Genomic DNA, 22,306 nt, shown 5'->3' with positions numbered 1-22,306 from the left:
TGATTTTGGATTAAAGTAGCCCCTAAGCTCTAGAAGGAGGCTGCGGAATGTTCCAGAAGTGGCACCTTTTTACTCCCGGGCCGGTACCGGTGGCCCCAGAGGTGTTGTTGGCTGGAGCTCGTCCTACGCCCCATCACCGTCTCCCGGAGTTTTCCGCCGTTCTTTCCGAAATCCGCGAAGACCTCCAGTATCTCTTCCAGACCCGGCGGCCTGTCTTCTTCTTCGCCTCTTCGGGCACCGGGGCCATGGAGGCGGCGGTGGCCAATCTCTTTTCTCCAGGAGAGCGGGTCCTGGTAGTCCGGGGAGGGAAATTTGGAGAACGTTGGGGGGAGATTGCCGAGGCCTACGGACTCCAGCCCGTGTATCTGGATATTCCTTGGGGGGAGGCTGTCTCTCCAGAGGCGGTGGAAAGGGCCCTTTCGGAGAACCCCGGTGTTGCGGCCATCCTCCTTCAGGCCCACGAGACCTCTACGGGGGTGAAGCACCCGGTGCGGGAGGTGGCCGAAGTGGCTCATCGGGCCGGAGCCCTAGTGGTGGTGGACGCCATCTCCGCCCTAGGGGTCTATCCTCTTCCCATGGACGAATGGGGGCTCGATGTGGTGGTGGCCGGGAGCCAGAAGAGTCTGGCCCTTCCGCCGGGGCTTTCTTTTGTGGCCCTTTCGGAGCGGGCCTGGGAGCGGGTCGAAAAGGCCGAAAGCCCCAGATATTATTTTGATCTGCGTCGGGAATGGAAGGCTTATCAAAAGGAAACCACGGCCTACACCCCGGCGGTCTCTCTTCTTCTTTCTTTACGAGAGTCCCTGCAGCTCATACGCAAGATCGGGCTTGAGAGACTCTTTGCCCATTACGCCTTGGTCTCCCGGGCTTGTAGGGAAGGAGTTTTGGCCTTGGGGCTGGAGATCTTCCCTCGGGTGCCCTGTGAGGCCCTTACCATGGTCAAACTCCCGGAAGGGGTGGACGGAGGGGCCCTCACCAGGCTCCTGCGGAAGCGCTACGGGGTGGTGCTCGCCGGAGGGCAGGGCCAGCTCAAGGGAAAGGTGGTGCGCATCACCCACATGGGACACCAGAGCCCGCTCGAGGGAGTGCTCGCCCTTTCTGCTCTAGAGGTGGGCCTTTCGGAGCTGGGCTGGCCGGTTAAAATAGGGGCCGGGGTGGCCCGAGCCTTGGAGATTATTCGAGAGCACGCGGAGGAGGTCTACGCATGAAGGTCCTGGTAACCGATCCTCTTCTTCCTGAAGGTCTGGAAATTCTGAAAAAGGCCGGATTGGAGGTGGAAGAACGGGTGGGTCTTTCCCCGGAGGAACTCAAGGAGGCCATCCGGGAGGCCGACGGCATCATTATCCGTAGCGGCACCAAGCTTACGGCCGAAATTATCGAGGCCGCCGAAAGGCTCAAGGTTATTGCCCGGGCGGGTACGGGGCTGGACAACGTGGATCTGGAGGCGGCCAGCCGCCGGGGCATCGTGGTCATGAACTGTCCCGGGGGCAACACCAATTCCGCGGCCGAACATACCCTGGCCCTCATGTTCGCCATGGCCCGCAACGTCCCTCAAGCCATGGCCTCCCTTAAGGCCGGTCGCTGGGAGCGCAAGAAGTTCCTGGGCCGCGAGCTCATGGGAAAGACCCTGGGGATCATCGGGCTGGGACGCATCGGCTCGGTGGTGGCGGAAAGGGCCCAGGGGCTCAAGATGAAGGTCATCGCCTATGATCCTTACGTGACCCCGGAGCGGGCCTCGGAGATGGGGGTGGAGCTGGTCTCCCTGGACGAACTTTACGCCCGCTCGGATATCATTACCGTCCATGTTCCCCTGATGAAAGAGACCTACCACCTGCTTAATGCCGAAAGCTTCGCCAAGATGAAAGACGGGGTGCTCGTTATCAACTGCGCCCGCGGGGGGATCGTGGACGAGAGGGCCCTTTACGAGGCCATGAAAAGCGGAAAGGTGGCGGGGGCGGCCCTGGATGTTTTCGAGAAGGAACCGCCGGATCCCGATCACCCCCTTTTCTCTTTAGAAAACTTCGTCTGCACCCCTCATCTGGGGGCCTCCACCCTAGAGGCCCAGAAGAATGTGGCTGTGGCCGCGGCCAGCCAGGTGGTGGACTTTTTGGTGCACGGAGTGGTGCGCAATGCGGTGAATATGCCTTCGGTCTCCGCCGAGGCCCTGAAGGTTTTGAAGCCCTATCTGGTACTGGCCGAAAAACTGGGGGCTATGCAGGCTCAGTTGGCCGAAGGTCCCATCACCGAAGTCTCCATCGTCTATCAGGGAGAGGTCTCCCGTCTGGATACCGCCCCCCTTACCATGGCCCTTCTTAAAGGCCTTCTTTCTCGGGCCCTGCGCGAGGATGTGAACTACGTCAACGCCCTCTATCGGGCCCGGGAGAGGGGGATCAAGATTTTGGAATCCAAGACCGAGACCGCCGAGGACTTTTTGAATCTCATCGGCGTTACCGTTAAATTTAAAGGAGGAGAAAATTATCTTGCGGGGACCATCTTCGGAAAGATGGAGCCGCGTATCGTACGCATCAATGATTTTCAGCTGGACGCCCTCCCTCAGGGGCACATGCTTTATATCCACAACGACGACCGACCCGGAGTGATCGGTCTCATCGGGGTCACTCTGGGAGAGGCCGGTCTAAACATTTCTCGTATGCATGTAGGACAGGAGCCGGAAAAGCGCCGCAATGTAATCCTTCTTTCCGTAGATCAAGCCCCCTCAGAGGAGGTCCTTTCCGCTCTCCGAAATCTCCCGCACGTCCACTCGGTGAAGGCTTTGGAGTTGTAAGGGTTTAAAGGGGGGAGTTGGGAGCAAGAATGAAAAAAGAACGTGTAAACCTGAGAGATCTGACGCTAGAAGAGCTCGAGGCCTTTTTTGAGGGGCTCGGGGAGCCCTCTTTTCGGGGCCGGCAGGTCTTCCGCTGGCTGGTAAGGCCGGAGGTGGAGGACTTCTCCCGGATGACCGATCTCCCTAAGGCCCTGCGGGAAAAGCTTTCCCAGGAAGCCACCATTGCCCTTCCCCGTCTCCTGGAACGCAAGCTCTCCACCGACGGCACGGCAAAGTTGGCGGTAGGCCTTCTTGACGGAGAGGTGGTGGAGTGCGTGCTCATCCCCGAGAGGGATCACTACACCCTTTGTCTTTCCACTCAGGTGGGCTGCGCCATGGGGTGTCGTTTCTGCCTTACGGGGCGCATGGGCTTCCGGCGCAATCTCAGTCCCGGGGAGATCGTCTCCCAGGTGCTCCTGGCCCGGCGTTTTATGGAGGAGGCCGGGATCCAGGACAAGCCCCTGCGCAATCTGGTCTTTATGGGTATGGGGGAACCCCTAGCCAATTATCGGAATCTGGTAAAGGCCTTGAAGATCCTTACCCACCCTCAAGGTTTCCATTTCGCCCGCAAGCGCACCACGGTCTCCACGGTGGGTCTGGTGCCCCAGATGCGGGCCCTGGCCGAGGAGTATCCGGTGGCCCTGGCTATTTCTCTTCATGCCCCGGAAAATGAACTCCGGGCCCGGCTCATTCCGGCCACCCGCCGCTACCCCTTGGAAGAGATCCTGGCTGCCTGTCGCAGCTATCCTCTAAGGCGTGGAGCGCGCCTTACCGTAGAATATGTGCTCCTGGAAGGGATTAACGATCATCCCTGGCAGGCCCGCAAGCTGGTGGAGATCCTGCGGGGGATTCCGGTCAAGGTCAATCTCATTCCCTTCAATCCTCATCCGGAACTCCCCTTCAAGCGGCCTTCGGAGGCCCGGGTGCGTCGCTTCCAGGAGGCCATCCTTTCCGAAGGTGTGGTGGCCACCGTCCGCAAAAGCAAAGGCCTGGACATCGGAGCGGCCTGTGGACAACTCCGGGCCGAACTGGCCCTCTCTTAAAATTCCGGCTGCTCTTCTGCGAGATTGGCGAAGGAAGAATAAGGGGCCTGGAAGGCCAGTTTGACCACTCCGGTGGGGCCGTTTCTCTGTTTGCCGATGATGACCTCGGCCACCCCTTTGTGGGGAGTGTCGCGGTTATAAACCTCATCCCGATAGAGAAAGACGATCAGGTCGGCATCCTGTTCGATAGCCCCGGACTCTCGTAGATCCGAAAGCTGGGGGCGTTTGTCCGGCCGCTCCTCCACCTTACGGTTGAGCTGGGAGAGGGCCACCACCGGCACGTTGAACTCCTTGGCCATGGCCTTGAGAGAGGAGGAAATCTCCGAGATTTCCTGTTCCCGGCGCTCGCGACGTTCCCGGCTCTGGAGGAGCTGGAGGTAGTCGATGATGATGAGGCCCAGGCCGTGTTCGCTCATGAGCCGCCGGGCCTTGGCCCGGAGATCCAGGATGGAAAGGGCCGGAGTGTCATCCACGAAGATGGGGGCCCGGGAGAGCTTGTTGGCCGCAAAGGTGAGGCGCTGCCATTCAGACTCGGAGATGCGTCCCGTGCGCAGATGTTGAAGGTTGACCCGGGCCTCGGCGCAGAGCATCCGGGCCGCCAGCTGTTCCCGGCTCATCTCTAGCGAAAAGATTCCCACCGGGATCCCGGCCTCTCCTGCAGCGTAGCAGGCGATATTCAGAGCAAAAGAGGTCTTACCCATGCTGGGACGTCCGGCCACGATGATAAGGTCTCCCGGTTGAAGGCCTGCGGTGAGGTGGTCGAACTCCGTAAAACCCGTGGGAACCCCGGTGATGAGTTCCGGGCGCTGATGCAAGCGCTCAATCTCCCGGATGGTGTCCTTGATGAGTTCTTTGAGACTGCGGAAGCCTTCCCTTTCGGAATAAGAGCGCAGCTCAAAGATGGTCTTTTCTGCGGCCTCAAGGAGATCTTCCACCGGCTCGGCGGCCTCGTAGGCCCGGGCAGCGATCTCTGTGGCAGCCCGAATAAGGCGCCGCAGAAGGGCCTTTTCCTTTACGATCTGGGCATAATGGACGGCATGGGCCGAGGTGGGAAGGAGCCCGGCCAACTCCGCCAGATAGGCCGCCCCGCCCACCTCCTCCAGTCGCCCCCGCTGCGAAAGCTCGTCATGGACGGTGACCAGATCTATGGGTTCGTGGCGCTCGAAAAGAGAAAGCATGGCCCGATAAATTTCCGCATGGGCCTCCCGGTAGAAATCCTCCGGAGAGAGGATCTCTACCACTTTAAGGATGACCGAGGGCTCAAGGAAGACGCTTCCCAGGACCCCCCTTTCCGCCTCCAGATTATGGGGCGGAATCCTTCCGAGGAGTTCCGGGACCTGGGCCTCTCGCCTACGGGCCAAGCTACTCTTCCAAAGGAACCACTTGGATTTTTAAGGTGGCGGTCACCTCCGGAGAAATCCGGATGGGGACCTCATATTCCCCCAGGGTCTTGATGGGGGCCTCCAGGAGTACCTGTTTGCGGGAGATCTGGATCCCCTGTTTTTCAAGCTCCGCCACGATATCCTGAGCCGAGACTGAACCGTAGAGGCGGTCTTCTTCGATCACCCGCTGGGGGATGGTGAGAGTCAGGGCCTCAATCTTTTCGGCCACACTCATATGTTTCTTGCGTTCCCGTTCGGCCTTGGCCAAGATGATCCGGCGCTCTCGCTCCATGGCCGCGAGATTTTTACGATTGGCCGGGATGGCCAGACCCTTGGGGAGGAGATAATTGCGGGCATAACCGTCCTTGACCCGCACCACATCTCCAGGTTTCCCCAGTTTAGGCACGTGGGTGCGCAGGATGACCTCCATGGCTAGCCTCCCATGCGGACGATTTCTTCAGGCTCAAGTTCGGCCACAAAGGGCAGAAGGGCCATGATGCGGGCCCGCTTGATGGCCGTGGTAAGCTGCCGTTGATGATAGGCGCAGGTGCCCGTCTGGCGCCGGTGAATGATCTTGCCTCGTTCGGTGAGAAAGGCCTTGAGGACCTCGGGTTCCTTATAATCGATCTTGAGATTGGGATCCGCACAGAAGCGGCAGACCTTCTTGCGCGGGACAAAACGCCTTCTTACGTTGGGATTGTTGGCCATGGTCTCCCTCCTTTCCTAAGCCGCCTCGGCCACAACTTCGGCCTCGGGCTGGTAACGGTCTTCCAGCTTGACCACGATGAAACGGATCACCCGTTCGTCCACCCGAAAGAGATATTCCAGCTTCGGGGGAAGTTCGGCATTGCCGTAAAATTCCATCAGAATGTAGTAACCCTGCCTTTTCTTCTCGATCGGGTAGGCCAGTTTGCGCATTCCCCATTCGTCCACCTTGAGCACACCCCCATCGTTTTCTTCGATAAGCCGGGTGAGCTTGTCCAGAACTTCTTGTCTTTCTTCTACCCGATCGGGATGAACGATGAAGAGGGTTTCATACTTACGGATACGCTTGGGTCTTTCGTAGGTCAACATCTCTTACCTCCCCTTGGTCTTTCGGCCCCCGGTCTTCGCCGGGAGCAAGGAGTTTTGGTTTTAAAATTATTGGTGGGCGGTGCTGGATTCGAACCAGCGACTTCCACCGTGTGAGGATGACGCTCTACCACTGAGCTAACCGCCCACCGGGTGTTAATATAGCCCGCTTTTGGCGACACGCAAGCCCTCAGAAATGCGTAGGATGGAAGGGCATCAGGAGGAGACCGATCACGAAAAAGAGGGCCAAAAGGACCACGAGACAAATCGCTAGGAAAAGGCCTTTTTTCTCGGGGGAAATCTTAAGAATCACCGGAGCCCCGAGATAAAATAGATAAAGACCGTAAAGGCCAAAAAGCCATTCGAAGATTCTTAAGGGAGGAAAGATCCCCAGGAGCCCTCCCAACCAGCCCGGGGTAGAAGAAAAGACCACCAGCTTGTTGGCCGCTAGGAAGTCGGACTCTCCTCCAAAATGAGGAGCAAGATAATGGACCACCAGGGAGGCTAGGAGGAGATTGGCGGTCTGAACGAGGACCTCAAAGAGGGCCTGTCCCACGAGGAGAGGTCCGGGGAGGTTTACTCCCATATGTCCCATGGGAAACCCGAAAAGAAAGAGGCCTAGAGCCTTGGCCAGAGAAGAGGCCCCGATGAGGATGAGGGCGTAACGCCCATAGAGATCGCTCAGGGAAAGGTCTTCGGATTCGATGACCGGCCATTCCTCTCGGGGAGAAAAAACAATCCTTTTTACCCGCTGAAAAAAGTCCACTTTTTTTCTCCTGAGTTTTTTTCAGTTTTAATATCACAAAGAATTTTTGTAGAGAAGTTGCCAGAGTCTGCGGTCAGCCGGAGCCAAGGGCACCTTTTCTATTTCTTCGGGCCGAAACCAGCCCCATTCCTGTCCCTCAAGGGCCTGGGGGTAGTTTTCGGCAAAGGCCTCCAGGAGGATGAGTTCGATGGTAAGGTCTGGATAGACGTGGATAAGACGGGCTAGTTCCTGGCCGACGGAGGCCTCGAGTCCCAGTTCTTCCCGGAGCTCTCGGCGCAGAGCCTCTGCCGGGCTTTCTCCGGGCTTTACCTTTCCTCCGGGGAATTCCCAGAGCCCGGCCCGGGCCTTTCCCGGAGGTCTTCGGGAAAGAAGGATGCGGCCCGAGGCCTCTCGCAGGAAGGCGGCCACTACCGGGACCTTATTCTCCGAAGACCCGCCGGAAGATGGTGTCCACATGCCGCAGATAGTGCCGAAGATCGAAGAGCCCCTCGATCTCTTCCGGGCTTAAATGCTTTCGGATTTCCGCGTCTGCGAGGACCAATTCCTTGAAGGTCTTGGTCTCGTCCTGCCAAACGATCATGGCGTTGCGCTGAACCAGAGCGTAGGCCTTTTCTCGGGGAAGGCCCTTTTCGGTCAAGGCTAAAAGCAGGGGTTGAGAGAAGATTAGTCCCCGCAAAAGTTCAAGATTCTTGCGCATTCTTTCGGGATAGACCACCAGGCCCCGCAAAAGTCCTTCAAGACGTTTGAGCATGAAATCCGCGGCGGTAGTGGCATCCGGTACGATGACCCGTTCCACCGAGGAGTGACTGATGTCCCTTTCGTGCCAGAGGGCCATGTTTTCGAGCGCCGGGGTGAGGTAGCCCCGCACCAGCCGGGCCAGTCCGCAGAGGTTTTCCGAGAGAATGGGGTTGCGCTTGTGGGGCATGGCCGAAGAGCCTTTCTGTCCTTTGCCAAAGGGTTCTTCCGCCTCGAGGACCTCCGTCCGCTGGAGGTGCCGGATCTCGGTAGCTATTTTTTCCACGGTTCCGGCCAGAAGGGCCAACGCCGCCATATATTCCGCATAGCGGTCTCGCTGAATGACCTGATTGGAGATGGGAGCGGGCTTGAGGCCGAGTTTCTCGCACACATAGGCCTCCACCTCTGGTTCCACGTGGGCAAAGGTTCCCACCGCCCCGGAGATCTTGCCGTAGGAGATGGTCTCGAGTGCGGTCTCAAGGCGCTTGAGATTTCGGCGCATCTCCTCATACCAGAGGGCCAGCTTGAGCCCGAAGGTGATAGGCTCGGCATGAATGCCGTGGGTGCGCCCGATCATTACCGTGTTTTTGTGTTCGAAGGCCCGTTCCCGGAGGACTTCAAGGACGGCCTTTACGTCTTTGATGATGAGCTCCAGAGCCCGCTTCATAAGCCAGGCCATAGCGGTGTCCAGCATGTCCGAGGAGGTCATTCCTAGGTGGAGGAAACGGCCCTCCGGGCCGATGATTCGTTCCATGTAAGTGAGAAAGGCAATAACGTCGTGTCGGGTCTCCCGTTCGATCTCCTCCACCCGGGCTACGTCCTCAGCGCTAAAGCCCCTTTCGATGAAGGGACGGGTCTTTTCCTGAATTGCCTGCAGGGCCTCTTTGGGCACTTTGCCCAGCTTGGCCCAGGCCTCACAGGCCAGAACTTCCACCAGAAGCCAGGCCCGGAGCTTTTCTTCCGGGCTCCACAGGCGGGCCATTTCCGGCCGGGTGTAACGGGGTATCATGAACAAACCTCCCTTAAAGTTTGCTTGTTTGGCCGAAACATAAACGAAAACTTCCAGTATGGCCAGTCCGCAGGAGCAGGGTTGCGGAAGATGGGGTTGACGGTTATTTTTAAGAACGTCTGCGGTGGTGACCGTAGCTCAGGTGGTCAGAGCGCCGGGCTGTGGCCCCGGAGATCGTGGGTTCGAGTCCCACCGGTCACCCCATTTATAGGAGTCTCCATTTTCCTTCCTTAGGAAGATCCATCTAATTTTCTCTAGCGTCTCCTTTCCTGCAGGGGTTCTTATCCTGAGAGGATCAAGGGATCGAGGAGGTAGAGCTTCGGGAGGCTTGGTGCCCGGGGCCGGACTCGAACCGGCACGGGGTGGGAACCCCAGAGGATTTTAAGTCCCCAGCGTCTACCTGTTCCGCCACCCGGGCCAAGGGTTAACTCCTTTTATTTTCATTTTCAAAAATTTTACCCGGCTTATTTTTGGTCGCAAGGAAGGGATACCTTCGAAGGTCAGGAAAGCAAAGAAAATTGGAAAAAAGTTCTTGAGAAGCTTATCCAGAGGGGCTTAAGAAGAGTCCTTATTGTGGTTCATGATGATTTTCCCGGCCTATCTTCTCTTACCGAAGCCTTCTTCCCCAGGGCAGATATTCAGCTCTGTACCGTACATCTTCTGCGCAACGCCAGACGGCACCTCAGCCGAGAGCACTATCGAACTTTCAGAGACTATTTCCAGAGTATCAAGAACAGCTCAACTATGAGGAAGGCTTGAGGCTTTTTGAATCCCTGTTGGAGAAGCTACCGCAGGAGATGGATTTTGTGAGAAGGGTTGCCAGGCGAAAGGAGCGTTATCTGGCTTTCTTGAAATATCCAAGGGAGCTTAGACCGCTATTTTCTTCGACGAATTTGGCCGAAGGCCTTAATCGGAAAATAGAGGAGGCAGAGAGGGCTTGTGGAGGATATTTTCATTCGGAAAGGGATCGGAATTTTCGGTACGGGCTATTGGCCAAAGAACTTTTAGAGGGTCGCTGGAGGCGTCCTAACTGGAAGTATCGGGAAGTAGCTCATCTCCTGAGGTACCTTTTTGAGGAGAGGTTTTCTAAAGATGACCACTAAGTCCAGACACAGAAAACTTGACAAGCGCCTACAAAATTTCCCTCTGCTTCAGGAATTCATAAAACGCTCCCCTCCTGCGGGGGCATCACACGGCCTCTACCTAAATAATTTGCTCGTGAGGTGTTAGGATACCCGATGAGAGCCCTAAGCCTTTTTCCCGGCAAGCGTGCCCGGATTTAGAGGGATCTTCTCCAGCTCGGCCCTTACCCTGGGTAGACTCTGCGGATAGTTTCGCTGGATGAAGTCTATGAGCTTCTCTCTGACCTCGCACCTCAAATTCCAGGCCGTCGAAGAATCCGGAGCGCTCATAAGGGCCCTGAGTTCTACGGTCTGAGGGGTGGCCTCCGTTACCTGAAGGGCCCAGACCTTCCCATCCCAGAGGGGAGACTCCTTGAGAATTCTCCCCAGTTCCTCCCGGACCGCCTGGACGGGGATAGTGTAATCGGTGTAGAGATAAACGGTCCCCAAAATGGCGGCCTCCGTCCGGGTCCAGTTCTGAAAGGGTTTCTCAAGGAAATAGCTTATGGGGAGGATGAGCCGCCGCAGGTCCCAGATGCGCACCACTACATAGGTGAGGGTGATCTCCTCTATCCGACCCCATTCGCCCTCCACGACCACCACGTCATCGATCCTTATGGGTTGGGTGATGGCTATCTGGATTCCGGCAATGAGGGTGGCAATGGTGCGCTGAGCAGCTAAACCGAGAACCAGACCGGCTAGCCCTGCGGAGGCCAGCAGGCTGAGGCCCAACTTTCTCAACTCCTCGAAACTCATAAGGATGCAAGCCAGAGACAGAACGAATATGAGACTGATGGTGATCTTCTTTAAAACGTTCACCTGGGTATAAATCTTTCGGGCCTGGAGGTTGTCTTTGGCCGTCAGATCGTAGTGACTCATCACCAGATCTTCCGCCACATAGGTGCCCCTTATCCCCAGCCAGGCCAGAGAGAAGATGATCAGGAGTTCGATCAGGTGTTTCAAAAGGGAGAGCAGTTCTCCCGGAAGCTGAAGGGCGGGAAGAGAAAGCCACAGGCCAAGGAGGGGGAAAAAGAGCTTCAGAGGGGCGCGGCTGTGTTTTACCAGGGAGTCGTCAAGCTTACTGCTGGTCTTTGAAGCCCAGGATCTCAGGACTTTGAAAAGGAGGAGATAGACGAAAAAGGCCGTCCCCGAAGAGAGCAATAGAATTCCCGCGGCCCAGAGCGCCTCCTGCAGATTCCAGGAAAGGGCTTTCATCCCGGCCTCCTGTTTTTCTTTTTACAGGTACCATGTTTCGGGACAGCGGGCACACCGTAAAGGGCCCCATCTTCGGAAACGCTCTTTACGGTAAGGGGAAGAGGGATTATCTTAGTAAAATAAATCCAAATTTATGGGAGGAAGAGATGGCGGAAACCAAAGTGAAGATTAGCGGGATGAGTTGTGAGCACTGTGTGCGGAGGGTAACCAAGGCCCTGGAAGGGCTTCCCGGGGTAAAGAATGTGCGGGTAGATCTGACCAGTGGTACGGCCACCTTCGAGAAACCGGAAGATCTTTCTCTTTCGGAGATTGCGCGGGCTATCGAAGAGGCGGGCTACCGGGTGGAGGGGGCCTGATGGCCGGAGGTCCCTCTCGTACCGAAGGGCTTTTTCGGGTAGGGGGCATGAGTTGTGCGGCCTGTGCGGCCCGCATCGAAAAGGCCCTTTCCCGTCTTCCCGGAGTCTCCGAGGCCGCGGTGAACTTTGCCGCAGGGACGGTACGGGTGGTCTATGATCCCACACGCACCGGGCCGGAGGATTTCCAGAGAGCCATAGAAGAAGAGGGATACCAATTCTTAGGGGCCGTAGAGGAGGGAAGGGCCGCGAAAGAAGACCAAAGGCTTTCGGAATTGCGCCGACGCCTTCTGGTGGCCTGGGTCCTTGCCCCACCCATTTTTATCCTTTCCATGGAACGACTTTTTCCTTGGGTACGGAACTTTCCCCTCGAAGGGCGACACCTTGTCCTTTTCTTTCTGGCTACCCCGGTGGAATTTTTTGCCGGCTGGGAGTTTTTGCGCGGGGCGGCCAAAGCTCTGGCCCATCGAGCTGCGGACATGAATACCCTGGTAGCCTTAGGGACGCTTGCGGCCTACCTCTACTCCGCGGCGGTGACCTTCTTTCCCGGGGCCTTCCGGGCTGCGGGGCTCCCCCTTCACGTTTACTTCGACTCGGCGGCCATGATTGTGGCTTTTGTGCTCCTGGGCCGCTATCTGGAAGTGCGGGCCCGGGGCCGGGCCAGCGAAGCCGTAAAACGACTCCTTTCCCTCGCTCCCCCTACGGCGCGGGTGGTGCGGGAAGGGAAGGAGCAGGAGATTCCGGCCGAGGAACTCGTGCCCGGGGACGTGGTGGTGGTGCGACCCGGAGAGAGGATTCCCGCCGACGGGATAATCCTTGAAGGTCACACTACCGTGGACGAATCCATGCTTACGGGCGAGAGTCTGCCGGTGGAAAAGGGGCCCGGAGCGTGGGTGATCGGCGGAACCCTCAATCAGTACGGAGTTTTTCGTTTCCGGGTGGAAAAGGTGGGTCGGGATACGGTATTGGCCACCATTGCCCGGTTGGTGGAAGAGGCCCAGGGTTCCAAGGCCCGCATTCAGCGCCTGGCCGATCGGGTGGCCGGGATCTTCGTACCCGTAGTGCTGGTGCTTGCGGGAATCACCTTGGGGGTCTGGTACTTCTTGGGGCCGGAACCCCGCCTAGTCAACGCCCTGGTAAGTTTTGTTTCCGTCCTGGTGATCGCCTGTCCCTGTGCCATGGGGCTGGCCACTCCGGCAGCGGTGATGGTGGCCACCGGGCGGGCCGCGGAGCTGGGAGTCCTTATCAAAAACGCTCTGGCCCTTGAGGAAGGGGCCCGGGTTACCACCTGTGTCTTCGATAAAACCGGAACCCTCACCGTGGGGAAACCCCGGGTACAGACCCCCTTTGCGGCTTCGGGGGAGAGTCCGGAGGCCGTCCTGGTCTTGGCCGCGGCCCTCGAGCGGCACTCCGAACACCCCCTTTCCCAGGCGGTGGTCTCTGCGGTTGAAGGGAAAACCCTTCCCGAGGCCCGGGAGGTGCAGGCCGAACCCGGCCGGGGGCTTACAGGATTGGTGGAGGGAGCGCGGATCCGCGTGGGACGTCCGGAATGGATAAGGCTGGAAGCCGAGGTCCCTTCAGAGGTGGAGGCCCGCTTGGCGGAGGAAGCCCGGGCCGGGCGCACGGTGATCCTAGTGGCTAGGGATCAACAGGTGATTGGGGGCCTTTCCCTGGCCGATACCCTTCGGCCGGAGGCCAGGGAGGTGGTGCAGGAGTTGCGGAACCTGGGACTTCGGGTCCTCATGCTCACCGGGGACAACCAGGCCACCGCCCAGACCATGGCCCAGGAGCTGGCCCTGGATGATTTCCTGGCCCAGGTTCTTCCGGAAGAAAAGGCCGGGAAGATTGCCGAGCTCCAGGCCCGGGGGGAGAGGGTCCTCATGGTGGGCGATGGAGTGAACGACGCCCCGGCGCTGGCCCGGGCCGATCTGGGGGTGGCCCTTTCGAGCGGCACAGACATCGCCCTGGAGTCCGCAGATGCGGCCCTCATGCGGCCGGATCTGCGCTTGGTCCCCCTCACGGTAAGACTCTGTCGGGCGACCCTGAGGGTCATCAAGCAAAACCTCTTCTGGGCCTTTGCCTACAATGTGTTGGCCATACCCGTGGCCGCCGGGGTCTTTTATCCCTTTTTCGGGCTGCGACTCAACCCGGCCATTGCTGCTGCAGCCATGGCCTTCTCTTCGGTCTCCGTGGTCACCAACGCCCTGAGATTGAAAAAATTTTCCTAAAGGGTGTATGATAGACCTATGGAGCTTGATTGTACTCGTTATGAGGAGTGCTTTCGTAAACTCAGTGCAAGCTACGAGGTGGTGGCCGAGCTAGAAGAGGCCATCCGCTCGGAGAGGACCAATCTCGATCATCTGGCCCGGATCATAGAAAAAGACCCGGCCCTTACCGCTGAGATCCTCCGGGTGGTGAATTCCCCTTATTACGGATTTCCCCGGAAGATCTCCTCCGTGGCGCATGCCGTGGTCCTTCTGGGGCTGGTGAATCTGCGCCTCTTGGTGCTTACCGTTTCCTTTTTTAAAAGTCACCCCCGGCTAAATCCCCTTTGGGCCCATTCGCAATGGGTGGCCTACTTGGCCAAGGAACTTTACAAAAACATCCTCAAGAGCACGCCTCAGCCCTCGGCCCAACTCCTAGCCCTTGAGCCTACGGTTTTGGCCACGGCCGGAGTCCTACATGACGTGGGCAAGATTCCCCAATTTCTCTGTCAAGAAGTGGATCTTCCCGAAGACCATACCGAGGTGGGCCTTTTAGTGGCCAAATGTTTTGATTTTCCGGAGGAACTCTTTCAGGCCATTGTCTATCACCATGTCCCCAGGGAGTCTAAAACCGACACGGCCCTGGTGTACTGTATCTATTTTGCTAACGAGATGGTGAATCGGAGGGAATTTCCGGAAGAGGAATTGGTCCGAGGGGCGGCCTATATGGGCCTTTCTACAGACACCCTATGGGGGGCCCTCAAGGTAACCCAGGAGCATTTCGAGAAGGTCCTGGAAAAGCTCGCTCAACCCCGTCGTCGCTAAAATTTGTCGTCGTTTAGGAGGAGGGTATGCGCAAGATACCTCGGGTGATGTCTACCCAGCACCCTGACAATGTCTCCCTGCCCTTTTTTGCAGAAACCCCGGATATGTCCGGGGAAGACGAAATTCAGGAGGCCTACTACGCCTTTTCCCATCTGGGTTGCGACGAACAGATGTGGGATAGCGAGGGCAAAGAGGTGGATGACTTCGTGGTCAAGAAACTTCTTACCCGGTATTCCCATTTCTTTAAGGAACGCCGTCTGGGGGAGGACTGTTTCCTGACCCTGCGGGTGCCCAACCCTTCTGTAGAAAGGGAGGAGGCCAAGATCCTGGTGGAGGCCCTGGAGAGCATTCCCCGTTCCATGGATGCGGCCTGTCTCTTTTACGGAGAGGGTTGCAAGCCCCCTATCTTTGAGGTCATCCTCCCCATGACCACCTGCGCCCGGGAATTAAACCGGGTCTATTACTTTTACCGTCATTTCATCTCCGAAAAACAGTATCAACCTATTTATGAGGGGGACATCACCCTTGCGGAGTGGGTGGGGGAGTTCCGTCCGGAAAGTATACAGGTGATTCCCCTCTTTGAGGACATCCCGAGCATGCTCCGGGCGCAAGAGATCCTGGAAGAGTATCTGCAGGATAAAGACTTTCCTTATTTACGGGTCTTTCTGGCCCGCTCGGACCCGGCTCTGAACTATGGCTCCGTGGCGGCGGTGCTGGCCAATAAATTAGCTCTGAGACGGCTTCAGGATCTGGCCTCGCGTTTGGGGATCGAGATTTATCCTATCCTGGGGGCCGGCTCGCCCCCCTTCCGGGGCAATCTCTCCCCGGCCACCGTGGAACAGGTCCTGCGGGAATACCCCTGCGTAGAGACCTTCACGGTGCAGTCGGCCTTCAAATACGATCATCCTATCGAGGAGGTCATTTCCGCCATAAAGAAGATTCACAACTTTGTACGCTATCCCCTTGAAGAATTCGATGAAAATTTGGCTACGATGACTATCGAAAAGACCTCCGAGGAGTATCAGCGCCTTATTGAGGGCCTGGCCCCTCTGGTGAATCGCGTGGCCCGGGACATCCCTCGGCGCCGGATGCGGAAACTCCACGTAGGGCTTTTTGGGTACTCGCGGAGTCTGGGCCGGGTGACCCTTCCGCGGGCTATCGGTTTTTGCGGGGCCTGCTATTCCCTAGGGCTTCCTCCGGAGATCCTGGGACTCAATGCGCTTGAGCCTGCAGAGCTTTCCGATCTCCGTCATCTTTACCGGGGGCTGGAGGCCGATCTTTCGCGGGCCCTGCAATACTTCAACTTCCGGGTATTGGAGCTTTTGCCGCAGGAGGTCCGCCAGGCGGTGATTCAGGCCCTGGAGGTGGTGAATACCCTCCCCCTAGAGGTACAGCCGGATCCGGTCCACCAAGAGGTTACCTCCCGGATTCTCAGCCGGCTTAGGCAGAAGGACCCCGGGAACCTCTCGGATCTCATTGTAGAGGCCGCCTACCGGCGGAGATTTTTAGGATGAGATTCCCGGGAAAAGACCCCAAGACCTGGGCGGAGTACCTCTGGGATTATCTTCTGCGGGGTTTTCGGGGGCAGAGGCTTCCTTCCTGTGAGATCTGTGGAAGGCCTATTTATGAACGCTCCGAGGCCTATCTTGGGCGGAAGGGTTGAAGAAGGGTTTTGGCGTGCCGGGAGTGCGCCCAACCTTGACAATTTCTAGAAACTTGGCTTTCTTTAGCCCTGAATTCGGAAGGAGGTTAGAAATGGGGCTCTCCAATTTTCTTTTTACTTCGGAGTCGGTGACCGAAGGGCATCCCGACAAGGTGGCCGATCAGATCTCGGACGCCATTCTGGACGCCATTATTGAAAAAGATCCTTACGCCCGGGTGGCTTGCGAGACCCTGGTCAACACAGGCATGATCCTTATTGCCGGAGAGATCACCACCGAGGCCCGGGTGGACTATGCCACAATCGCCCGGGGGGTGGTGAAAGAGATCGGTTATAATCATTCGGACCTGGGATTTGACTGGCAGACCTGCGCGGTGCTCACCAGTATCGATCGTCAGAGCCCGGATATTGCCATGGGGGTGGACCGGGGCGAGGAGATTGGGGCTGGCGACCAGGGTCTGATGTTTGGCTACGCCTGTGACGAAACCCCGGATTTCATGCCCATGCCCATCTGGTACGCCCACCGACTGGCCATGCGTTTGGCGGAGGTGCGGAAAAAGGGCATCTTGCCTTTTCTACGGCCGGACGGAAAAACCCAAGTGACGGTAGCTTACGAAGACAAGCGTCCGGTATATGTGCATACGGTAGTAGTGGCGGCCCAGCACGAGCCCTGGGTGGAGTACAAGGAGCTCCAAGAGGCCATTGTGGAGGAGGTTATCAAGAAGGTCATTTCTCCGGAGCACCTGCGCCCGGAGACCAAGTTTCTCATCAATACCACGGGAAGATTCGTGATCGGGGGGCCGCTGGCCGACTGCGGGATGACCGGGCGGAAGATCATTGTGGACACCTATGGTGGCCGGGGGCACCATGGAGGCGGGGCCTTTTCCGGAAAGGACCCCACCAAGGTGGACCGCACGCCTTCCTATTATGCCCGTTATGTGGCCAAGAACATGGTGGCCGCCGGGGTGGCCCGGGAACTCGAGGTCCAGGTGGCTTACTCCATCGGAGTGCCGGAACCCATCGCTATCAATGTCCAAACTTACGGGACCAACAATATTCCGGTGGAGCGGATCGTGGAGATCATCAAGGAGCTCTTTGATTTCCGTCCGCGACACATGATCGAATATCTCGATCTCCGGCGGCCTATCTTTCGCAAGACCGCCTGCTACGGACACTTCGGCCGTCAGGATCCGGACTTCACCTGGGAGCGGCTGGATCTGGTAGAAAAGATCAAAGAGTTGGCCGGTCTGGACTAAAGAGGAGGCCGAGATGGAGTTTCACATCAAGGATCCGGGACTTGCAGAGAAGGGGAGGCTACGCATCGAATGGGCGGCCATGGACATGCCGGTGCTGGCCCGCATTCGGGAGGAATTTGCCCGGGAAAGGCCCCTTTCGGGGATCCGTATCGGGGCCTGCCTGCACGTGACCACGGAAACCGCTAACCTGGCCCTGACCCTTAAGGCCGGAGGGGCCTCAGTGGCCCTTTGTGCCTCTAATCCCCTTTCCACTCAGGACGATGTAGCGGCGGCTTTGGTAGCGGAAGGGATACCGGTCTTTGCTATCCGGGGCGAAGACCGGGAGACCTACTATGCTCATATCAAGGCTGTGCTGGACACCCGACCCCACCTTACCATGGACGATGGAGCGGACCTCATTTCTACCTTACATGCGGAGCGGCCGGAGCAGGCCGCCGAGGTGCTCGCCGGCACCGAAGAGACCACCACGGGGGTTATTCGTCTGCGGGCCATGGCCCGGGATGGGGCCCTGCGCTACCCGGTAATCGCGGTAAACGACGCCCTTACCAAGCACCTTTTTGACAACCGTTACGGCACCGGACAATCCACCATTGATGGAATTCTTCGGGCCACCAACCGGTTGTTGGCGGGCTCCATCTTCGTCGTGGCGGGCTATGGGTGGTGTGGCCGGGGACTGGCCCTGAGGGCCCGGGGCATGGGGGCCCGGGTAATCGTGACCGAGGTGGATCCCCTAAAGGCCCTGGAGGCGGTGATGGACGGCTTTGAGGTCATGCCCATGGAAGAGGCCGCCGAAAGGGGAGACTTCTTTTGTACCGTCACGGGAGACCTTGCGGTGATCCGGAAGGAACATTTCCTGCGCATGAAAGACGGGGCCATAGTGGCCAACTCCGGACACTTCAATGTGGAGCTGGATCTGGAAGGCCTGCGGGAAATTTCGGAGCGGGTGCGGCGCATCCGGGATCATGTAGAGGAATATACTCTGAAAAATGGTCGCCGGATTTATGTGCTCGCCGAAGGAAGACTGGTGAATCTGGCGGCAGCGGAGGGACACCCTTCGGCGGTCATGGATATGAGCTTTGCTAACCAGGCTCTCTGTTGTGCCTGGCTAGTAAAACATGCCTCTGAGCTGGAAAAGAAGGTCTATCCTGTGCCGGAGGAGATTGATCGGCGGGTGGCGGAAATGAAACTCAACGCCATGGGTATCCGCATCGATCGCCTCACCCCGGAACAGGAAAAATATCTTTCTTCCTGGGAGATGGGAACGTAATGGAAGGAAAAGTGAAAGTCACGGTGGTGATCGAAAAAGATGAATTTGGTTATTACGCCTATTGTCCAGAATTGAAAGGTTGCCATAGTCAGGGAGATACTTTAGAAGAAGTTTTAAAAAACATCAAAGAAGCTATAGAACTTTATTTGGAAACGTTAGATGAAGAAGAAAGGAAACTTTTGTTAAATAAAGAGATTTTGGCTACATCTTTAGAAATAAACCTTGCCTAAACTACCAAGATTAACTGCTGTTGAAGCGGAAAAGTTGCTATTACAGGCAGGATTTGAATTGATTAGATTTAAAGGGAGTCATAAAATTTACAAAAAGAAAGAAAAACGGTTTGTTTTGCCCTTTCATAGCGGTAAAAATTTGCATCCTAAAATTGTAAAACAATTACTGGAAATAGTTAGTGAAGAAGGGTCTTCAAGTTGAAGCCGTTGGCGGTGGTGCTTCTTTCCGGGGGGTTGGATTCCTGTGTAACCGCGGCGGTGGCGGCCCAGAGGTACGAGCTGGCCTTCCTGCACCTCAAATACGGCCAGCGCACCGAGGTCCGAGAGGAGAAGGCCTTTCGGGATCTCTGTGAGTTTTTTCGGCCCCGCCATCGGCTGATCACGGAAGTTCCGGCCCTCAAAGCCATTGGAGGCTCGGCCCTTACGGATTCCCGGATCCCTGTGCCTGAAGAGGAGCCAGACCCCTCCCGCATTCCGGTCACTTATGTGCCCTTTCGGAACGGCCACTTTCTGGCTATTGCCGCCTCCTGGGCCGAGGTCTTGGGGGCGGAGGCCATTTTCATCGGGGCCAATCAGGTGGACTTTTCCGGTTATCCGGACTGCCGGCGCCGTTTTTTCGAAGCCTTTGAGCGGGCCATTGAAGAGGGCACCCGGCCGGAGACCCACATCCGCATCGAGACCCCGCTTATTGACCTCACCAAGGCGGAGATTGTGCGCCTGGGGGCCCGGCTCGGAGCTCCCTTTCACCTGACCTGGTCTTGCTACCAGGCAGAGGTGGTGGCCTGCGGACGCTGCGAATCCTGTCGCTTGCGCCTTAAGGCCTTTGCCGAGGCGGGACTGAAGGATCCCCTCCCTTATGAAAGCACTCTTTGAATGCCGCCGTTGCGGATACTGTTGCCAGGGAGAGAGCACGGTCTCCCTCTCTCCCCAAGAAAGGGAACGGATAGCGGCCTTCCTCGGTCTCTCCCTAGAGGAACTTTTCCAGAGATATCTGGTGAAAAAGGGAAAAAGGGTGGAGATGCGTACGGTAGAGGGCCATTGCATCTTTTACGACCCTCAAGAGGGGCTCTGCCGGATCCATCCGGTCAAGCCGGATCGCTGTCGGCAATGGCCGCTCCATCCCAGTATCTTGAAGGATCCCGAAAACTTTGAGATAATCCGGGCCAGTTGTCCGGGCTTTCGGGAAGACGTGCGCTGGGAAGATCTTTGTAAGGCCCTGAAAAGTGAGCAAACTAGTTAATTTTATCAAAGAGGCGGTGGAGGAGGTCATCGGGACCTATACCGGAAAGATTCCCCGGCTTACGCGCAATTTCCTTAAGGATCATCGGGTGGCCTTCGGAGAGATCTCGGCCATCTCGGGACTTACCGCGGAGAAGGCCTCCGGGGCCTTCGTGGTTTCCTTTTCTCGGGAGGCCCTCTTTGAGATCCTGGCCAGCCTTTTCGGGACGGCCCCCAGCGAGATTACCCCAGAGGTGGAAGACGCCGCTGGAGAGATGGCCAACATGATCTGTGGGGCCTTTCGCCGACGCTTTGAAAAGGAAGGGATCTCCCTTTCGGCCTCCACTCCCTCCATCGTTACCGGAAAAGACCACACCATTCATCCCCTCTGCCGATCCTCGGTCTTAGCGGTGGAATTTCAGCTAGAAGGGCATCCCATTATCGTAGAATTTTGCCTCGACAAATCCACCAACTCTTGACTTTTCCCTTCATCCCGCATACAACAAACGGAAATGGAAGTGAAAGAGCTTTTGCGTCCGGCGGCTTTGGGGTTACTTTTCAAGGGTTATTTGCACAATCTGCGCGGGCCTTTGCAGGCCGCCCTCATGCAGGTAGAACTTCTGGCAGGTCGCTTGCAGAATCTTTCCCTCCCGGAAAAAGCTCGCCAGGTGCTTGCCGAAGATCTCGAGCGCCTTAAGCGCCAACACTACCGTCTGATTAATCTCCTGGTAGCCGCCGAAGAGGACCTTTCCTCCGAGGAAGAGGGCCCCTGGCCCCTCCATGAGTTTCTGGAAAGGGAGATCCTTTTTTGGGAGGCGGATCTGGCCTTCAAACACCGGGTAAAAAAGGAGATCCACCTGGAAGAGGCGCATATTTCTCTTCCCCGGCAGAGGTTGCGGGCGGGACTCTGTGCCCTTTTCTGGGCCATGGTGGAGGAACTCGGTCAAGTGGAGGGGGAACTGGCGGTGACCTTAAAGTCTCAAGAAGGCCGGGCCGAACTTGAAATGCATTGGTGCCCGGAGGATCTGGCCCCGCGAAAGACTCCCCTGGCGGCAGCCCGGGAGATCCTTTCTCCGGAGGCCGAAGTCTCTGGAGGACCGGGGGAGATCCGGGTGGTCTTCCTTCATGGAGTTTCCTGAAGAGCGACTGGCCCTTCTGGGGCTGGCTGCGGAAAAAGGTCTGGCCCCGGGCTTTGGGGTTCCCGCTCCTCGGGCTCTGGCCCCTCGGGGTCGGGAGATATTGAAGATCCTAGAGCGTCTGGGGGCCGAGCCCCTCTTTTTTGAGGATCAGACCTATCCTTCCCTTCTGCGAGAGATCCCGGATCCTCCGGCCTTTCTTCTGGTGAAAGGACGGTTGCGGACGGAGGTCCCCTTGGTGGCCGTGGTGGGGGCCCGGAAGGCTACGGCCTACGGCCGTCGGGTGGCCTTTGAATGGAGTGCCCGGCTGGCGGACTCCGGAGTGGGGATCGTTTCCGGACTGGCCCTGGGGGTGGACACCGAGGCCCACCGCGGGGCCCTTTCTGCGGGAGGATATACGGTGGCCGTCTTGGGCACCGGTCCCGACCTTGTTTATCCTCGAGACAACCGCCGCTTAGCCGAGGAGATTTTAGCGGCCGGAGGGGCCCTGATCTCGGAATATCCTCCGGGGGCTCGGCCAGAAAGATGGCGCTTCCCTCGGCGCAATCGCCTTATCTCCGGACTCTCCCTGGGGGTTCTGGTGGTGGAGGCCGCAGAAAGGAGCGGAGCCCTCATTACTGCCCGCTTGGCCCTGGATCAGGGTCGGGAGGTTATGGCCGTGCCCGGAAGCATCTTCTCTCCCCAGAGTGTCGGCGTGCATCAACTTCTAAAGCTGGGGGCCCATCCGGTGACTTCTCCGGAAGAGGTCCTAGAGATCCTGGGGCTCTCTCGTCCGGCGGCCCCTACTCCCCAAGGCCCGGACGAGCCTTTATCCGTAGAGGTTTCTTCCTTGGCCCAGCGGGTTTTGGCGGTCCTGGGGGCTTATCCCAGACACTTCGACGAGATCCTTGCCGAAACCGGCCTTTCGGTTTCTGAACTCTCGGAGGCCCTGCTGGAATTGGAAATGGAGGGTTTGATTCAGAGCCTTCCGGGAAAATTCTATCAGAGGTATTGA

The 22,306-nt window shown here is 57.6% G+C and carries 25 protein-coding genes, 3 tRNA genes and 1 pseudogene; 19 read left to right on the top strand and 10 right to left on the bottom strand.

Annotated elements, in window-relative coordinates:
• The first annotated feature begins 47 nt into the window (after positions 1–47).
• The 3 genes from FVE67_RS00765 to rlmN are packed head-to-tail and all read left to right on the top strand — an operon-like array spanning position 48 to position 3,864.
• The gene (locus FVE67_RS00765; RefSeq protein WP_168718771.1) at positions 48–1,205 is read left to right on the top strand and encodes a pyridoxal-phosphate-dependent aminotransferase family protein; all 1,158 of its coding nucleotides are present in this window, start codon (positions 48–50) and stop codon (positions 1,203–1,205) included.
• Positions 1,202–2,782: a phosphoglycerate dehydrogenase gene (gene serA, locus FVE67_RS00760; protein ID WP_168718770.1), complete on the top strand. Its 1,581-nt coding sequence runs from the start codon at positions 1,202–1,204 to the stop codon at positions 2,780–2,782. Before FVE67_RS00765 ends, serA begins: the two co-directional genes overlap by 4 nt.
• A gap of 29 nt (positions 2,783–2,811) precedes the next feature.
• Positions 2,812–3,864 (top strand): dual-specificity RNA methyltransferase RlmN, encoded by a 1,053-nt coding sequence (gene rlmN, locus FVE67_RS00755; protein WP_168718769.1) that lies wholly within the window; start codon positions 2,812–2,814, stop codon positions 3,862–3,864.
• On the opposite strand, the gene dnaB is transcribed toward rlmN, so the two are convergent.
• The 8 genes from dnaB to purB form a co-directional block, all read right to left on the bottom strand.
• A complete protein-coding gene (gene dnaB / locus FVE67_RS00750; RefSeq protein ID WP_168718768.1) occupies positions 3,861–5,225 on the bottom strand; it encodes a replicative DNA helicase in 1,365 nt (454 codons plus the stop codon). The genes rlmN and dnaB overlap by 4 nt on opposite strands.
• Before the next feature lies 1 nt (position 5,226).
• The gene (gene rplI / locus FVE67_RS00745; RefSeq protein WP_168718767.1) at positions 5,227–5,676 is read right to left on the bottom strand and encodes a 50S ribosomal protein L9; all 450 of its coding nucleotides are present in this window, start codon (positions 5,674–5,676) and stop codon (positions 5,227–5,229) included.
• 2 nt (positions 5,677–5,678) lie between these two features.
• Positions 5,679–5,954 carry a 30S ribosomal protein S18 gene (gene rpsR, locus FVE67_RS00740; RefSeq protein WP_168718766.1) on the bottom strand — a complete coding sequence of 92 codons (276 nt, stop codon included), beginning with the start codon at positions 5,952–5,954 and terminating at the stop codon, positions 5,679–5,681.
• Between the two features lie 15 nt (positions 5,955–5,969).
• Entirely contained in the window at positions 5,970–6,293 is a 324-nt protein-coding gene (gene rpsF, locus FVE67_RS00735) for a 30S ribosomal protein S6 (protein WP_168720301.1), read from the bottom strand.
• A gap of 97 nt (positions 6,294–6,390) precedes the next feature.
• Positions 6,391–6,465, bottom strand: a tRNA-Val gene (locus tag FVE67_RS00730).
• A gap of 42 nt (positions 6,466–6,507) precedes the next feature.
• The gene (locus FVE67_RS00725) at positions 6,508–7,083 is read right to left on the bottom strand and encodes a Yip1 family protein (protein ID WP_168718765.1); all 576 of its coding nucleotides are present in this window, start codon (positions 7,081–7,083) and stop codon (positions 6,508–6,510) included.
• Positions 7,084–7,116: 33 nt separating this feature from the next.
• On the bottom strand, positions 7,117–7,491 hold the full coding sequence (locus FVE67_RS00720) for a (deoxy)nucleoside triphosphate pyrophosphohydrolase (RefSeq protein WP_210534616.1): 375 nt from the start codon (positions 7,489–7,491) through the stop codon (positions 7,117–7,119).
• Between the two features lie 10 nt (positions 7,492–7,501).
• Positions 7,502–8,827 (bottom strand): adenylosuccinate lyase, encoded by a 1,326-nt coding sequence (purB, locus tag FVE67_RS00715; RefSeq protein ID WP_168718763.1) that lies wholly within the window; start codon positions 8,825–8,827, stop codon positions 7,502–7,504.
• A 127-nt stretch (positions 8,828–8,954) separates the two neighbouring features.
• Between purB and FVE67_RS00710 the strand changes: the two genes are divergently transcribed.
• Positions 8,955–9,031 (top strand) — tRNA-His (locus FVE67_RS00710).
• Positions 9,032–9,156: 125 nt separating this feature from the next.
• On the opposite strand, the gene FVE67_RS00705 is transcribed toward FVE67_RS00710, so the two are convergent.
• A tRNA-Leu gene (locus FVE67_RS00705) sits at positions 9,157–9,245 on the bottom strand.
• Between the two features lie 62 nt (positions 9,246–9,307).
• Between FVE67_RS00705 and FVE67_RS09580 the strand changes: the two are divergent.
• Positions 9,308–9,930, top strand: a pseudogene (locus FVE67_RS09580) (transposase); the annotation flags it as partial.
• A 144-nt stretch (positions 9,931–10,074) separates the two neighbouring features.
• Here the strand turns inward: FVE67_RS09580 and FVE67_RS00690 are convergent.
• Positions 10,075–11,163 (bottom strand): mechanosensitive ion channel family protein, encoded by a 1,089-nt coding sequence (locus FVE67_RS00690; protein WP_168718761.1) that lies wholly within the window; start codon positions 11,161–11,163, stop codon positions 10,075–10,077.
• A 146-nt stretch (positions 11,164–11,309) separates the two neighbouring features.
• On the opposite strand from FVE67_RS00690, the gene FVE67_RS00685 reads away from it, so the two are divergent.
• The 14 genes from FVE67_RS00685 to dprA all read left to right on the top strand — a co-directional run bounded on the left by FVE67_RS00685 (position 11,310) and on the right by dprA (position 22,306).
• Positions 11,310–11,519, top strand: a complete 210-nt coding sequence (locus FVE67_RS00685; RefSeq protein WP_168718760.1) for a heavy-metal-associated domain-containing protein — start codon at positions 11,310–11,312, stop codon at positions 11,517–11,519.
• Entirely contained in the window at positions 11,519–13,744 is a 2,226-nt protein-coding gene (locus tag FVE67_RS00680; RefSeq protein ID WP_168718759.1) for a heavy metal translocating P-type ATPase, read from the top strand. The genes FVE67_RS00685 and FVE67_RS00680 overlap by 1 nt, the downstream gene beginning before the upstream one ends.
• 18 nt (positions 13,745–13,762) lie before the next feature.
• The gene (locus FVE67_RS00675) at positions 13,763–14,545 is read left to right on the top strand and encodes an HDOD domain-containing protein (protein ID WP_168718758.1); all 783 of its coding nucleotides are present in this window, start codon (positions 13,763–13,765) and stop codon (positions 14,543–14,545) included.
• A 26-nt stretch (positions 14,546–14,571) separates the two neighbouring features.
• Positions 14,572–16,059 (top strand): phosphoenolpyruvate carboxylase, encoded by a 1,488-nt coding sequence (gene ppcA / locus FVE67_RS00670; RefSeq protein ID WP_168718757.1) that lies wholly within the window; start codon positions 14,572–14,574, stop codon positions 16,057–16,059.
• Positions 16,056–16,208 carry a hypothetical protein gene (locus FVE67_RS00665; RefSeq protein ID WP_168718756.1) on the top strand — a complete coding sequence of 51 codons (153 nt, stop codon included), beginning with the start codon at positions 16,056–16,058 and terminating at the stop codon, positions 16,206–16,208. Before ppcA ends, FVE67_RS00665 begins: the two co-directional genes overlap by 4 nt.
• A 92-nt stretch (positions 16,209–16,300) precedes the next feature.
• Entirely contained in the window at positions 16,301–17,461 is a 1,161-nt protein-coding gene (metK, locus tag FVE67_RS00660) for a methionine adenosyltransferase (RefSeq protein ID WP_168718755.1), read from the top strand.
• A gap of 13 nt (positions 17,462–17,474) precedes the next feature.
• Positions 17,475–18,728 (top strand): adenosylhomocysteinase, encoded by a 1,254-nt coding sequence (gene ahcY, locus FVE67_RS00655; RefSeq protein ID WP_168718754.1) that lies wholly within the window; start codon positions 17,475–17,477, stop codon positions 18,726–18,728.
• A complete protein-coding gene (locus FVE67_RS00650) occupies positions 18,728–18,958 on the top strand; it encodes a type II toxin-antitoxin system HicB family antitoxin (RefSeq protein ID WP_168718753.1) in 231 nt (76 codons plus the stop codon). The genes ahcY and FVE67_RS00650 overlap by 1 nt, the downstream gene beginning before the upstream one ends.
• The gene (locus tag FVE67_RS00645; RefSeq protein ID WP_168718752.1) at positions 18,951–19,160 is read left to right on the top strand and encodes a type II toxin-antitoxin system HicA family toxin; all 210 of its coding nucleotides are present in this window, start codon (positions 18,951–18,953) and stop codon (positions 19,158–19,160) included. The genes FVE67_RS00650 and FVE67_RS00645 overlap by 8 nt, the downstream gene beginning before the upstream one ends.
• Positions 19,157–19,831: a 7-cyano-7-deazaguanine synthase QueC gene (gene queC / locus FVE67_RS00640; RefSeq protein ID WP_168718751.1), complete on the top strand. Its 675-nt coding sequence runs from the start codon at positions 19,157–19,159 to the stop codon at positions 19,829–19,831. The genes FVE67_RS00645 and queC overlap by 4 nt, the downstream gene beginning before the upstream one ends.
• Complete coding sequence (locus tag FVE67_RS00635; RefSeq protein WP_168718750.1) at positions 19,815–20,198, top strand: YkgJ family cysteine cluster protein; 384 nt, start codon at positions 19,815–19,817, stop codon at positions 20,196–20,198. Before queC ends, FVE67_RS00635 begins: the two co-directional genes overlap by 17 nt.
• Positions 20,182–20,655, top strand: a complete 474-nt coding sequence (locus FVE67_RS00630; protein WP_168718749.1) for a chemotaxis protein CheX — start codon at positions 20,182–20,184, stop codon at positions 20,653–20,655. Before FVE67_RS00635 ends, FVE67_RS00630 begins: the two co-directional genes overlap by 17 nt.
• Positions 20,656–20,688: 33 nt before the next feature.
• Entirely contained in the window at positions 20,689–21,315 is a 627-nt protein-coding gene (locus tag FVE67_RS00625; protein ID WP_168718748.1) for a hypothetical protein, read from the top strand.
• On the top strand, positions 21,302–22,306 hold the full coding sequence (gene dprA / locus FVE67_RS00620) for a DNA-processing protein DprA (RefSeq protein WP_168718747.1): 1,005 nt from the start codon (positions 21,302–21,304) through the stop codon (positions 22,304–22,306). The genes FVE67_RS00625 and dprA overlap by 14 nt, the downstream gene beginning before the upstream one ends.

Source organism: Thermosulfurimonas marina (genome assembly GCF_012317585.1).
Classification (GTDB): Bacteria; Desulfobacterota; Thermodesulfobacteria; order Thermodesulfobacteriales; family Thermodesulfobacteriaceae; genus Thermosulfurimonas_A; species Thermosulfurimonas_A marina.
The sequence above is the reverse complement of the archived record's forward strand: the minus strand, read 5'-3'. Positions and strand labels throughout refer to the sequence as shown.